This window comes from Cellvibrio sp. 25HG11W-0, from assembly GCF_057815475.1.
Genome location: NZ_CM174230.1, coordinates 1825317 through 1839974, shown reverse-complemented (window position 1 = coordinate 1839974; position 14658 = coordinate 1825317). Strand labels below are relative to the sequence as shown.

13 protein-coding genes are annotated in these 14658 nt (G+C 48.0%); 8 read left to right on the top strand and 5 right to left on the bottom strand.

The annotated features are described in order from the left end of the window. Window positions 1-154: 154 nt before the first annotated feature. Complete coding sequence (gene frr, locus AC0KUT_RS07550) at window positions 155-712, bottom strand: ribosome recycling factor (protein WP_488834811.1); 558 nt, start codon at window positions 710-712, stop codon at window positions 155-157. Then, window positions 709-1443: a UMP kinase gene (gene pyrH, locus AC0KUT_RS07545; RefSeq protein ID WP_488834809.1), complete on the bottom strand. Its 735-nt coding sequence runs from the start codon at window positions 1441-1443 to the stop codon at window positions 709-711. Before pyrH ends, frr begins: the two co-directional genes overlap by 4 nt. A gap of 266 nt (window positions 1444-1709) precedes the next feature. Here pyrH and AC0KUT_RS07540 point away from each other — a divergent pair, with 266 nt between their 5' ends. Continuing rightward, window positions 1710-3029, top strand: a complete 1320-nt coding sequence (locus AC0KUT_RS07540; RefSeq protein WP_488834808.1) for a GGDEF domain-containing protein — start codon at window positions 1710-1712, stop codon at window positions 3027-3029. 253 nt (window positions 3030-3282) lie between these two features. On the opposite strand, the gene AC0KUT_RS07535 is transcribed toward AC0KUT_RS07540, so the two are convergent. The 3 genes from AC0KUT_RS07535 to rpsB form a co-directional block, all read right to left on the bottom strand. After that, window positions 3283-3429 carry a DUF2986 domain-containing protein gene (locus AC0KUT_RS07535; protein WP_488834806.1) on the bottom strand — a complete coding sequence of 49 codons (147 nt, stop codon included), beginning with the start codon at window positions 3427-3429 and terminating at the stop codon, window positions 3283-3285. Window positions 3430-3833: 404 nt separating this feature from the next. Next, window positions 3834-4703: a translation elongation factor Ts gene (tsf, locus tag AC0KUT_RS07530; RefSeq protein WP_488834804.1), complete on the bottom strand. Its 870-nt coding sequence runs from the start codon at window positions 4701-4703 to the stop codon at window positions 3834-3836. Between the two features lie 131 nt (window positions 4704-4834). Further along, window positions 4835-5569, bottom strand: coding sequence for a 30S ribosomal protein S2 (gene rpsB / locus AC0KUT_RS07525; protein ID WP_488834803.1), 735 nt, complete (start codon window positions 5567-5569; stop codon window positions 4835-4837). Between the two features lie 476 nt (window positions 5570-6045). Between rpsB and uxuA the strand changes: the two genes are divergently transcribed. The 7 genes from uxuA to dapD all read left to right on the top strand — a co-directional run bounded on the left by uxuA (window position 6046) and on the right by dapD (window position 14605). Then, on the top strand, window positions 6046-7233 hold the full coding sequence (uxuA, locus tag AC0KUT_RS07520) for a mannonate dehydratase (protein WP_488834801.1): 1188 nt from the start codon (window positions 6046-6048) through the stop codon (window positions 7231-7233). Between the two features lie 192 nt (window positions 7234-7425). Next, complete coding sequence (gene map, locus AC0KUT_RS07515) at window positions 7426-8196, top strand: type I methionyl aminopeptidase (protein ID WP_488834800.1); 771 nt, start codon at window positions 7426-7428, stop codon at window positions 8194-8196. Window positions 8197-8349: 153 nt separating this feature from the next. After that, window positions 8350-11037: a [protein-PII] uridylyltransferase gene (locus AC0KUT_RS07510; protein ID WP_488834798.1), complete on the top strand. Its 2688-nt coding sequence runs from the start codon at window positions 8350-8352 to the stop codon at window positions 11035-11037. 64 nt (window positions 11038-11101) lie between these two features. Beyond that, window positions 11102-12301, top strand: a complete 1200-nt coding sequence (gene dapC / locus AC0KUT_RS07505) for a succinyldiaminopimelate transaminase (RefSeq protein WP_488835668.1) — start codon at window positions 11102-11104, stop codon at window positions 12299-12301. Then, window positions 12298-12969: an endonuclease III gene (nth, locus tag AC0KUT_RS07500; RefSeq protein WP_488834795.1), complete on the top strand. Its 672-nt coding sequence runs from the start codon at window positions 12298-12300 to the stop codon at window positions 12967-12969. Before dapC ends, nth begins: the two co-directional genes overlap by 4 nt. Window positions 12970-12978: 9 nt before the next feature. After that, window positions 12979-13338, top strand: coding sequence for an ArsC family reductase (locus AC0KUT_RS07495; RefSeq protein ID WP_488834793.1), 360 nt, complete (start codon window positions 12979-12981; stop codon window positions 13336-13338). Window positions 13339-13573: 235 nt separating this feature from the next. Beyond that, on the top strand, window positions 13574-14605 hold the full coding sequence (gene dapD, locus AC0KUT_RS07490; RefSeq protein WP_488834792.1) for a 2,3,4,5-tetrahydropyridine-2,6-dicarboxylate N-succinyltransferase: 1032 nt from the start codon (window positions 13574-13576) through the stop codon (window positions 14603-14605). Window positions 14606-14658 lie beyond the last annotated feature (53 nt).

Genomic DNA, 14658 nt, shown 5'->3' with positions numbered 1-14658 from the left:
CGAAGGCTGTTGTCAGTCACGCATTGCTCCTACAGGGTCTTAATATAAAAAGAGGATCAGTAAAGGCGCAATCACTTATTATCAGCCTAAACATTGAACACAGGGCTCGTGTTGACACCGAGCCCTGAACTGAACGGATGTAAATTACACCGTCTTAAATCGCCATCAAATCAACTTCTTTAGCGGCTAGCGCCTTATCAATTTCAGCGATGTATTTATCGGTGATTTTTTGGATATCGTCTTGTGCGCGACGATCTTCATCTTCCCCAATGGCCTTATCTTTAAGCAGCGCTTTAACATCGTTAATGACATCGCGGCGTACGTTGCGCACGGCCACACGACCATTCTCTGCCTCAGCGCGCGCCTGCTTGGTGAAGTGTTTACGCGTCTCTTCAGTCAGCATGGGCAAAGGAATACGAATCAAGCCTCCATTGGTAGACGGATTCAGTCCCAAATCAGACTTCATGATGGCCTTTTCGATTTCCGGCACCAAGTTACGCTCCCAAGGGCTAACGGCTAGGGTGCGGGCATCATCAATATTGATATTGGCCACTTGGCTTAAAGGGGTATCAGTGCCGTAATAGTTGACCATAATGCCATCAAGCAAGCTTGGATGTGCACGGCCAGTACGGATCTTATTGAAATTGTTTTCCAGCGCTTCAACCGCTTTTTTCATGCGGTGATCAGCATCACTTTTAATATCACTAATCATTCTTTTTCCTCTTCAATCAATGTACCTTCGTTGCTACCCACAACGATATTTAACAAAGCACCCGCTTTATTCATACGGAAAACACGCACGGGCATAAAGTGTTCACGACACAAACAAATAGCCGTCAAATCCATCACACCCAATTTCTTATTCAGCACTTCATCATAAGAAAGGCGATCGTATTTAGTGGCAGTTGGATCTTTCTTAGGGTCGGCAGTGTAAACACCATCAACCTTGGTTGCTTTCAACACTATATCCGCATTGACTTCTATGCCGCGCAAACAAGCGGCAGAGTCAGTGGTAAAGAAGGGATTGCCCGTGCCTGCAGCAAAAATCACCACCTCACCTGAATTCAAAAAACGGACTGCACGGCGGCGATCATAATGCTCGACCACACCACTCATGGGAATAGCCGACATAACCCGGCAAGAAATATTAGAGCGCTCCAGCGCATCGCGCATCGCCAGCGCATTCATAACGGTGGCCAGCATACCCATGTGATCACCGGTAACGCGATCTAAACCCGCCGCACTCAACGCCGCGCCGCGGAACAAATTCCCACCTCCGATCACCAAGCCAACCTGTACACCTATGCCGACTAACTGACCTATCTCCAAGGCCATTTTGTCGAGCACTTTGGGATCTATGCCGAAGCCCTCGGTCCCCATCAGCTCTTCGCCACTGAGTTTTAACAGTATGCGCTTGTACTTTTTATCTCTCGGACTGGCCATAAATACGCTCCAAAACAATGAGTTAGCCGATAATCTAGGGGGCGAAAAAAATCGCTGCAGTGTAACAGAAAAAAAGCGACTGAGTGTCGCCACTCTTGCCCTTTTTACTCAGAGGAAGCCCACGGAAAACATAACCCAACACTCAAATTGCTCACAAATCACACCCGCAAATGGCGATTATTGCCACGAAAGAACACTGATAGGTTGAAATTCCACTCAACTGTTCGATACTTATAGCGCCCCCATCGCAGAGACTCCAGCCCTCAATGAACGAAAAAAAACTTAGCTCGATCCTGCTAATCGCCATATTCCTTACGCTAGTCGCGATTCTAGGCGCCCAATTACTGCCCCCAAAACACCTTGGACTGGAAAACAACCTACACAAAAATCTTTTTTTACACTCTGAAATCCTGCCCGATGGCACACCTAGCGCCGAATATGACGATACTGGACACACAAAATGGCATTGCAACGTACCCCAAAACTTTACTGGCGATTATTTTGCCTGCAGTTTCGGCATGAACCTTTCGAACTCACCCACTCAAGGCGTAGACCTTTCAAGTTTTTCAAAGCTGAACTTAAAGCTTAACTATCGCGGCCCCGCCAATAAAATCAGAATTGCTATACGCAACTACAATACCAGCTACTCCACCCCCGAAGACGGCAACAGTACAAAATTCAATTCAGTTCAAATCCATGCTCATGAACTCAAGCAAGAAACATATTTTAATCTCACGGCCTTCTCCGTCGGAGAATGGTGGCTAAATCAATACAACATCCCATTAAAAAACGCCCAACCCGACATCAGCAATGCCATGGTCGTCACCATCGATTTTGCTGAAAAATTAAGTCCCGGACGCCACGAGTTTGAGTTAGAAAAATTGGAGTTTGAAGGCGAGTGGGTCAGCACCGAACATTGGTATCTAGTCATACTCATAATTTGGATGCTAGGCATATTTATTTTTGCAATTTACCAATTAATTCAACTGCATCAGCAAACGCAACACGACACACGAATAATCAACGAACTCAACACCAGTAACGAACAACTAAAACTCGAAACCAACAAGTTTCGCAAACTCTCCACCGTTGACCCTCTAACCCAAATATACAATCGTTTCGGCATTGACCAAATTGTCGCCAGCCTAAGCGGTAGAGGCCATATAACAGCAACCACACAGACGGGCTACAGCCTAATGGTGATAGATATTGATCACTTTAAGCGCGTCAATGATCAGCGCGGCCATGACACCGGCGACCAAGTTCTTCAACAAATCGCCAAAGTCATTCAAGAGCACTTACGTGCAGGGGATTATGCGGGGCGGTGGGGCGGCGAAGAGTTTATAGTCATTTTACCTGACACATCTCAAGCAACTGCCATGAAGCTCGCCGAAGTCATGCGCAACGCCATTTTCAATGCCAAATACCAAACAGAAAAACCTTTAACCGTTAGCGCCAGTTTTGGCATAAGCTTACAATTACCGCAAGAAGATTTTGCTAGCTGTTTTAAACGCGCTGACAATGCACTCTACAAAGCAAAACACCAAGGCCGCAATTGCTGTATTTATGCTGAAGCACATATCTAAATGCAGAAAAATAAAACAAAAAAACCACGCAAACTTTCACTTGCGCGGTTTTTTAATTGCATTGGGACCCGGAAATTTAACCAACCCTCAATAATTTATGTGCACACTTAAAAACAACTTCATACCCAATCTAATTTGAGTACAAAAACTGTATTGCTGCACCTTTATTTTAGCCATACAACATACTGGCCAGCATTTCAGAAAGCGGTTTAAATCTCACAAATGACTGCACCGCAGCAAGAATGCATCTCACTTATTCCTGCACAGGACTTTCAGCTAAGGCAATTTTTTCACGCTCAGCCTTTGAAATATACTTAGGCTTATTGCTCACACGCAATTTAGCATTGTGCTTCTTAAGCTTTTTTTCAAATGTATCATTCATTTTTTTCTTACGATTCATGGTGCCTATTTCCACATATTGGACTAAATACTTTAAACATATAATAGCGATAAAAAGTGACCCAGCACCCTTAATCACAGAGCTTAAGCCATAATGGCGCAACTTACCGACAACTTGAATTTAAGAGCCCCTCATAGGGAGGCTGCGACTAAAGTAAACACGCACATAGAATGCCAATAACAATAAGCATCCACATTCTTAATACGTAGTTTTGTGGCCTCATCGATTGCCACACTTTTAAGACGCATTTTCTACACTACAAATAAAAAACCAGCGGGAAAAAACGCAAAACTCAGCAAATAACAACAAAAGAAACATCAAACAATCAATTAAACGTAAACCATAAAAAACCCCGCACAAGCCAGCCCGTGCGGGGTTTTGCCAAGCCAATTAGCTTGAGCTAATTACGCCTTAGTAGCGGCCACCTGTGCAGCAACTTCTGCGGCGAAGTCTACAACTTCTTTCACAATGCCTTGACCCACTTCCAAACGTACGAAGTTGGTTACAACAGCGCCGCCCGCTTTCGCGTATTGAGCAACAGTTTGCTCTGGATTTTTAACAAAAGGTTGATCAACCAAGCTGCTTTCTTTTAAGAACTTGCTGATACGGCCGCCAATCATTTTCTCAACGATTTCAGCAGGCTTGCCAGCCATGTCTGGCTGTGCACGAATGATTTCTTTTTCTTTCTCAATCACTTCTGCTGGCATTTGATCAGAGCTAACCACGGTTGGATTAACGGCTGCAACATGCATTGCGATGTCTTTAGCCACTTCGTCGCTACCGCCATCCAACTGTACCAATACGGCGATACGGCTGTTCAAGTGCAAGTAACCACCTACAACACCACCCTCAACCAAGCTTACACGACGCACGCTGATTTTCTCGCCGATTTTTTGTACCAATGCTTCACGTGCATTTTCCAAATCACCTGCCATCAGTACGGCAACATCAGTTTGCTTAGTGGTGAATGCCGCATCCAATACCAAATTTACAAATGCCAAGAAGCCAGCATCACGTGCTACGAAGTCAGTTTCAGAGTTAACTTCGATCGCTACTGCGTAGCTGTTGTCGTCGGCAACTTTAACAGCAACAACGCCATCAGCAGCAGTACGGCCTTCTTTTTTAGCGGCTTTCAAGCCAGATACTTTGCGCAGATTTTCAATCGCCAATTCAACGTCGCCATCGGCTTCGCCCAAAGCTTTTTTACATTCCATCATGCCCAGACCAGTGCGGTCGCGCAATTCTTTAACCAGCGTAGGAGTAACAGCTGCCATAGTGATGTCCTCTATTTAATATGTTCGAATTCGTGTTTGAAAAAAGGGGGCCTAGCCCCCTCTCTCGACAACTCACTTAAGGCGATAAGCCTACAGGAGCTTTATTGTCATTTGATTACGTCTAACAGAGATTATTCAGCAGCGCCTTCGGCAGCTACGTATTCATCTTTGTTAGGCACTGCTGAAGAAGACTTGTTGCCTTCTAAGCAAGCATCAGCAATTGCACCTACGTACAATTTAATAGCGCGGATCGCATCGTCATTACCCGGAATAACGTAGTCAACACCATCTGGGTTGCTGTTGGTATCTACTACACCGATAACAGGAATGCCAAGCTTGTTAGCTTCTTGAATTGCGATACGCTCGTGATCAACGTCGATAACGAACAATGCATCAGGCAAGCCTGCGATGTTTTTGATACCACCAATTGAGCGCTCAAGTTTCTCCATGTCACGGGTGCGCATAAGAGCTTCTTTCTTGGTCAATTTGGTGAAGGTACCGTCTTGGCTTTGTGCAGTCAGTTCAGCCAAACGGCGGATAGACGCGCGAATGGTTTTGTAGTTAGTGAGCATGCCGCCCAACCAACGATGACTTACGAACGGCTGGCCAGCGCGCTCAGCTTGTTCTTTGATGGTCTTTTGCGCAGCGCGCTTAGTACCAACAAACAGAATTTTTTTCTTTTGAGAAGCCATTTGCTGCACCAAAGCCAAAGCTTCGTTAAATGCAGGAACAGTGTGCTCAAGGTTAATAATGTGAATCTTGTTACGCGCACCGAAGATGTACTTACCCATCTTTGGGTTCCAGTAACGGGTTTGGTGACCAAAGTGGACACCGGCAGACAACATATCGCGCATGCTAACTTGCATAGTAAATTTCCTGTAGATCGGGTTAGGCCTCCATACACCCCGCTAACCAACCAGCATGATTACGCAGTAATCATTAGGCACCCAGGTTTTGCGTGTCGGTATATGTGTGACGTTTGTGGTTTAGTTGTGCCATTTTGGCAATTTTGTTATTAAATCAATAACTTAATAACAGTTCTCTCCTTTACGATTCACCCTTAGGTAAGATCACAGTCAGAAAGAGGCGCGCTTTATACCATATTTTGGCTTTGAGGTGCACCTAAAATTTCATGCTCACCCACCTAGGTAGTCCGCCTCATCCACATTTCCCCTTCATTTTCATCCAAAATCATTCACTCAAAGAACACCTTCGCAAGCAGCAGGTCAAAGCTAAGTACAGCTCAGGCTTTTATTCTGCTCCAAGACTATAAATTAACCTTGCACACTAGTAGTATATATAACCATAAGCACCCCATTTTAATTGCCAAAGAGAATATCCCATGAAAGAAACGTGGCGCTGGTTTGGTCCCAAAGACACCGTAAGCCTGCAAAATATCGCCCAAGCAGGCGCAACAGGCATAGTGACCTCGCTGCACCATATTCCCACTGGCGCTGTTTGGCCGATGGAAGATATTCTGGAGCGCAAAGCCCTTATTGAGGCTCACGGCCTGGAATGGGCGGTGATTGAAAGCATCCCCCTGCACAACGACATCAAAACCCGCACTGGCGATTACGAGCAGCTGATCGCCAATTACCAACAATCTATTCGCAACGTGGCCGCCGCCGGTGTTTTCGACATTTGCTACAACTTTATGCCAGTGGTGGATTGGACGCGCACCAACCTCAGCTATAGCCTGCCCAACAAATCCCAAGCCCTGCGCTTTGAAATGAGCGACTTTGCCGCTTACGACGTTTACATGCTGCAACGCCCAGGTGCCGAGCAATGCTATCAACCGGACGTGCTCACCAAAGCGAAGACCCGCTTGGATGCCATGAGCGAGCAAGAAAAGGCATTACTGGAAAAAAACATTATTGCTGGGCTGCCAGGTGGCGAAGGCTCCTATAACCGCGAAAGTATTCGCGCTGCCATCGACCAATTCATTCAAATGGGTGATGAAGGCATGCGCGCCAATCTCTTCGCCTTCTTGCGCGCCGTAGTGCCCGTGGCCGAAGAAGTCGGTGCACGTCTGGCTATTCACCCCGATGACCCACCTTTTTCACTCTTTGGCTTACCGCGCGTAGTATCCACCGCTGATGATGCGCGCGCGTTACTCAATGCCGCGCCCAGCCCCGCTAACGGTTTAACACTTTGTGCGGGCTCTTACGGCGCACGTTGTGACAATGACCTCGTTGCCATGGCGCGTGAATTTGGCGAGCGCATCTACTTTGTCCACCTGCGCAATATCAAGCGCGAAGAAGACGGCTCTTTCTATGAGTCAGATCATCTCGATGGCGACAACGACATGGTGGGCTTAATCGACGCACTCTTAGATGAAGAAGCCCGCCGCGACAAAGCTGGCAGTAAACTCCCAAAAATATCCATGCGCCCCGACCACGGTCACCTCATGGGCGATGAAGTAGGCAAAACAGGTATTAACCCTGGCTATTCGTTTGCGGGCCGCATGAAAGGTCTCGCTGAATTGCGCGGCGTTATTCACGCGCTCACCCGTATACGGGCGCGCAGCTAATAAGCAGCTAAGTAGTATCCCAGTGTTGGCTTCCTCTGTCTCACGGCGGTGGGAAGCCCTGCCCCGCAAAACACCCGTTCAGCCCCAGATCTCCTTTTTGCTATGACAGCAATTAATATTGACCTTGGTCAAATAGGGTGCAAATCGTTTAGAATGACGCATCTTTTTTATAACGCGAGTTGAAGTCTATTCATGTCTGTCACTATTAAGTCTCCCGAAGATATCGAAAAAATGCGCATTGCCGGCCGTATGGCGGCCGAAGTGCTGGAAATGATTGGCCAATATGTACAGCCTGGCGTCACCACCGCCGAGCTCGACAAGCGCTGTCACGATCATATTGTGGATGTACAAAAAGCGATTCCGGCTTGTTTAGGCTATCGAGGGTTTCCCAAATCCATTTGCACCTCGGTCAACCATGTTGTTTGCCATGGCATACCTTCCGAGAAAAAAGTGCTCAAAAATGGCGATGTTATCAACATCGATGTGACGGTAATTTACGAAGGCTTTCATGGTGACACCAGCGCCATGTATTTTGTAGGCGCACCCGTTGCTCACGCTGAGCGCCTCGTGACAGTAACGCAAGAATGCATGTACAAAGCCATTCAATTAGTAAAACCGGGTTGCCGTTTAGGCGATATAGGTCATGCCATTCAACAGCATGCAGAGGCCAACTATTACTCCGTCGTGCGCGAGTACTGCGGCCATGGCATTGGTAAGGTATTCCACGAAGATCCGCAAATTCTTCACTACGGCCGTCCGAACACCGGGATGGAATTAAAAGAAGGTATGTGCTTCACCATCGAGCCGATGATCAATGCAGGCAAACCCAACACCAAACTGAAATCCGACGGCTGGACGGTAGAAACAAAAGATGGGCGTCTGTCTGCCCAGTGGGAACACACCATGGTCGTTACCGCAACCGGCGTAGAAGTGCTAACCGCTCGCAGCGGTGAAGTGTTCTAAATAGCATCCAACTACTGACTGCATTTTTGCACTTATTGGGATCTACCCCCAAAACAGATCAAGGCAGATATCCCCGCGCCCACTGAATTGAAATAAATTCACTGGGCGCAGTTGTTACTAGACATTCAACTCTTTACAGGACTTATCCGCTCTATGTCGATTTCTACGGCGCCCTATTTTGAACGGCCATTGTTTTTCTTTGATCAAAACCGTTTTCGCCGTGCACTCGACGAAAAACCAAAGATTAAAGTTTTCAAAGATGCCATTAGCGCTGCAAACACCCAATTCAATCGTCGCTTTGAAGAGTGCGAAGACATTCGCAACCTCGTCTATGAACGCGCACTCTTTATCGATTGCGTTTTACATTATGCGTGGTATCACTTTTCATGGACTGGCGCCATAAGCCTTGAAGCCGTTGGCGGCTATGGCCGCGGCGAATTACACCCCTGTTCCGATATAGACCTGCTCATTCTGCATAGCCCCGAGGCACTCGAACCTAACAAAGAAAACATTGGCCAGTTTTTCACCCTGCTGTGGGATATAGGATTGGAGATTGGCAGCAGCGTGCGCACCATCCAACAAACCCTTGATATAGCGCGCGATGACATTACTGTTGCCACCAATATTATGGAATCGCGTACGCTCGTCGGTGATGGTGCGCTACGCCTACAACTGGCTGAAGCAACTGGCGGCGATAAAATTTGGCCTGCCGAGGACTTTTTCCGGGCAAAATTTCAAGAACAAGTAGAGCGTCATAAAAAATACAACGATACCGAATACAATCTCGAGCCCAATATTAAAAATGCGCCCGGCGGCCTGCGCGACATTCAAACGATCAGCTGGGTTACCAAACGCTATTTTGGCGTCCGTACCCTAAAGCAACTTGAAGGCAAGGGCTTTTTTACCGACGAAGAATTTTCGCTCATGTATACCGGCGAAGAATATCTTTGGCGCGTGCGCTACGCACTACATATGATCGCCAAACGCCCCGAAGAGCGACTACTGTTTGATCACCAACGCGAACTTGCCCGCTTTTTTGGTTACACCGACAGCCAAGAAGGCCTAGCAGTCGAATTATTCATGCATCGTTACTATCGCACCGCCTTAGCGCTGCGCGAATTAAACGATGTCGTACTCCAGTTTTTGTCTGAAGTCATATTGAAAAAAGGTAAAACCAAAAGCGTTGTCTCTATAAATGAACGCTTTCAATTGCGTGAAAACTACATTGAAGTTACCCACACTTACGTGTTTGAAGAAAACCCTTCGGCGCTCTTGGAAATATTTGTGCTCATAGCACAAAACCCAGAAATTCAAGGCGTTCGTGCATCCACTATTCGTCTCATTCGTGAAAGCCGCCATCTCATTGATGATGCATTTCGCAACAACGCCAAAAATACCCAGCTCTTTCTCAAACTGCTGCAATACCCTAACGGCCTTGTCGATCAATTAAAACGCATGACGCGCTACGGCCTCTTGGGTTTATATCTGCCTGAATTTGGCCTTGTTACAGGCCAAATGCAACACGACCTATTTCATATCTATACCGTGGATGCACACACCCTCAAAGTTGTGCAGAACATGTGTGATTTCTTACTGCCATCAGCAAAAGATAACTTCCCCGTTGCCACCAATATTATGACGCGTTTGCCTAAGCTGCAGCTGCTCTATATTGCGGGGCTCTACCACGACATCGGTAAAGGCCGCGGCGGTGATCACTCCATGTTAGGCGCAGTTGATGCGGAAGAATTTTGCGTGCGCCACAATATATCACCGCGCGAAACACGCTTAATTTGCTGGCTGGTTGAAAAACACTTGCTCATGTCCACCGTTGCGCAAAAACAAGATATTTCCGACCCGGATGTTATCCATCAATTTGCGCTCACCGTGGGCGATCAAATGCACTTGGATTATCTCTACTGCCTCACGGTTGCCGACATCAACGGCACTAACAAAGAGCTTTGGAATACCTGGCGCGCAAGCCTTATGCGCCAATTGTATATGGACACCCGCCGCGCCCTGCGTCGCGGCTTAGAGAACAATGTCGACAAGCAAGATTTAATCGAAGAAACCCAACAGGCCGCCATTCGCAAATTAGCGCGCAAAGGTATTAGTAAAGAACAAGTGCTTTCGCTCTGGGGCGACATGGGCGAAGACTATTTCCTGCGTGAAAGTTTTTCTGATATTGCTTGGCACACCCAAGCTATAGCCGCGCGCACCAACAATGAACCACTGGTGTTGATCAAAAAAACCACCAGCAAAGAGTTGGCGGGTGCGACGCAAATTTTCATCTACAGCAAAGAACAAAAAAATGCCTTTGTTGCGGCAGCTACCGCACTCAGCCACTTAAATCTAAATATTCAAGATGCAAAAATCTACAGCTCTAACTCTGGCCACACCATAGATACATTTTTCGTGCTCAATCAAGACGGCGAACCACTCGGCAACAACGCGGCATTCCTTAAACAAATTCAGCAAACGCTACTAGAGGAGCTTAAACTCGCCGACAACTATCGCGAGCTAGCTGGGCGCCGCACCCCGCGCCGCCTAAAATATTTTGCCATGCCCACGCGCACTTCACTCAGCACCGACACCATTCGCCACTGCAGTGTACTGGAAGTTATCAGCCCCGATAGACCGGGCTTACTCGCCTGCATTGGCGATGTTTTTATGGAGTTAGATATTCAATTGCTCAACGCTAAAATTGCTACTTTGGGCGAACGAGTTGAGGATATCTTTTTTATTGCCGATACCGAAGGTCAGCCTTTAAGTGATGAAAGTATTTGCCAAACCCTGCAGCAGGAAATTCGCGCACGGCTTGATAAACGCGTCGACAAGATGTAATACCCATAAATACCATTTTGAAAAATATTACATGGCCACGAACAACCTAATGCAAAACATAACTATGAATCCAGATCTCGCACACTTACATCCCTACCCTTTTGAGAAGCTCGCCGCACTCAAGGCGGCAGTCAATGCTCCCGCGCAGCTGAACGACATAATGCTGTCCATCGGCGAACCCAAACATGAACCGCCCGCATTTGTCTTGCAAACTCTCGTGGATAACCTAGCCAAACTTTCAAATTATCCAACCACTAAAGGTTTGCCAGAACTGCGCAACGCAATCGCCACCTGGGCCTGCACGCGCTTCAAACTCAATGCACAAGACTTCACTGCCGACAAGCATGTGCTGCCCGTAAACGGCACCCGCGAAGCGCTCTTTGCTTTTGCGCAGGCCATAGTAGACCGCAGCCAAGCTAACCCGCTGGTGGTCTCGCCCAACCCTTTTTATCAAATTTATGAAGGGGCGGCGATACTCTCAGGCGCCGAGCCCTATTTTTTAAATTGCACGCCCGCGAATAATTTTATTCCCGACTTTGCAGCGGTACCCGCTGAGGTTTGGCAGCGCACGCAATTATTGTTCGTCTGCTCACCCGGCAACCCCACGGGCGCGGTGATGAGCAGTGCGCAGCTGCAAGCGTTAATTCGCCTCGCCGACCAGTATGATTTTGTGATCGCCTCCGACGAGTGCTACTCAGAATTATATTTTGACGAAGCCAATCCGCCGGTGGGTTTATTGCAAGCCTGCGCCGACATGGGCCGTAACGACTTTGCCCGCTGCGTGGTTTTTCACAGTTTATCTAAACGCTCCAACCTGCCCGGTTTACGTTCCGGTTTTGTGGGCGGCGATGCAAAAATCCTAGAAAAGTTTTTGCTCTACCGCACCTACCACGGCTGCGCCATGCCGGTACCCACCCAGCTTGCAAGTACAGCCGCTTGGCAAGATGAAACCCATGTGATTGAAAACCGCCGCACCTACACCGAAAAGTTTGATGCGGTCATAGAAATTTTGGGCGATGTGTTGCCCGTCACCAAGCCCGATGCCAGCTTTTATCTTTGGGTTAAAACTCCCATTGCCGGCGAAGATTTTACCCAGCAATTATTTGCCCAGCAAAAAGTCACCGTGCTGCCCGGCAGTTATTTAGCGCGTTCATCTAACGACCTTAACCCCGGTGAAGACTACGTACGTATGGCGTTAGTCGCGCCTCTGAACGAATGTGTAGAAGCTGCCCAGCGCATTAAGGCGTTTGTACAAAGCCTATGAGCAACAAACCGGCCCTAAACAAAGCGGAGCGGGTAGCGTTTATTTTGCAGCGTTTGCAAAGCCTTTACCCCAACCCGACGATACCGCTTGACCACAGCGATGATTACACGCTGCTGGTGGCGGTATTGCTGTCGGCGCAGTGTACTGACGAGCGCGTCAATACCGTCACCCCCGCGCTCTTTGCGCTGGCTGACAATCCCGCCGATATGGCATTAGTGCCAGTAGAAAAAATTCAGGCGATAATTCGCCCCTGTGGTTTATCGCCACAAAAATCCAAAGCCATTTCAGTATTATCGCAAATGCTGGTTGCTGAACACGGCGGCAAGGTGCCGCAGGATTGGGATGCACTGGAGCGACTGCCCGGCGTAGGCCATAAAACCGCCAGCGTGGTCATGAGCCAAGCCTTCGGCGTGCCCGCCTTCGCGGTGGACACCCACATTCACCGCCTCGCCCAGCGCTGGGGTTTAACCAATGGCAAGAACGTGGTACAAACTGAAAAGGATCTCAAGCGTCTCTTTCCCATAGAGAGCTGGAATGCACTGCACTTACAAATTATTTATTACGGACGCGAATACTGTTCCGCGCGCGGCTGCGATGGACGAGTGTGCGACATCTGCCGCACTTGCTACCCGCACCGAATTAAACCCAAATTAGTCTTAAAACCCTAGATCATCACTATGAATATTTTATACGGCATTAAAAATTGCGACACGGTAAAAAAAGCGCGCGCATGGTTAGAGAGCAACAACATTGAATTTCAGTTTCACGATTTTCGCGTTGATGGCCTCAACGAAGCGCAGGTAAAAATCTGGATTGCTGAACTCGGCTTGGATGCGCTTGTAAACAAACGCAGCACCACATGGAAAGAACTGGACGAAGCAACCAAAGCAGACTTTAACGAAAAAATTGCCGTTCAAACAATTTTGGCAAGCCCTACCTTGATTAAGCGCCCGCTGCTAGATACAGGAACAAGTAAACACTTGGGGTTTAAAGACAGCGATTACGCTAAAACTTTTAAAATACCTACGTTTATTTAACACACTTATTCAACAGACTTTTGAACTCAGCCAGTTGTACATTCTGCAATTTCAGACACGCCGTAAATATGTCCCTATAGGCTCGATGTCAGCATGCTTCTGCTGATCCCGGTGCGAAAGCAAACTTCCTACATCCATGTAGGTCGTCCATGCTTCCAACGGTCTGAAATCACAGAATGTACAACTAGCCACATAGTATTAATTTCAACTCATTCATTAATTGTTAGGAAAACTTATGACCACTCTTTACGCACTCGGCTTAGGCATTGGCACACAAAATTCACAGGGCGAATGGCTGGAAGTATTTTATGCTGCCCCCCTATTAAACCCTTCTGCCGCTACCGCGGCGGCCATTGCCGAAATCGTCGGCTACACAGAAGGCAACCAAGCCATTGAAATTACTTTGGCGCAAGCCGATGACATTGCCCAAGCACTAGACGACGCGGGCGATAAAGAGCAGGCCGCACTCGCCACTCACTTAACCAGCAGCGAGCGCCCTTTAGTCGTTACGCTACTGGCCACCGACACCAACCCTGCGTCTGTACCCGAAGGCTATTTGAAGCTGCACCTGTTATCGCATCGCTTGGTAAAACCCCACAACACGGTACTGGCCGGCATTTTTGGCGTACTGCCGAATGTGGCCTGGACTAATCAAGGCGCTATAGACGTGAACGAATTGCCCGAGCGTCAATTGCAAGCGCGTTTGAATGGCGAAGACTTAGAAGTATCCTGCGTGGATAAATTCCCCAAAATGACCAACTATGTAGTACCTAAAGGTGTGCGTATCGCCCACACAGCGCGCGTGCGTTTGGGTGCTTACTTAGGCGAAGGCACCACCATCATGCACGAAGGTTTTGTGAACTTTAATGCGGGCACCGAAGGCCCAGCGATGATTGAAGGCCGCATTTCTGCCGGCGTATTCGTCGGTGCCGGTTCCGATTTAGGCGGCGGTAGCTCTACCATGGGCACACTATCGGGCGGCGGCAATATCGTCATTTCTATCGGCAAAGAATCTTTAATTGGCGCAAACGCCGGTGTGGGTATTCCCATAGGTGACCGCTGCAAAGTAGAATCCGGCCTCTACATTACCGCAGGCACCAAGGTAGTGGTATTGGACGATGCAGGCGCCGAAGTGAAAACCCTAAAAGCGCGCGACCTTGCGGGCGTGTCAGACTTGGTTTTCCGTCGCAACTCCATCAGCGGTCGCGTTGAAGTTGTCACCAATAAAAGCGCACTGCAACTCAATACCGCACTGCACGCTAATTAATAGACTTTGAAATTAAAATAATGGGGGCAATGCGCCCCTATTCACTTAACAGC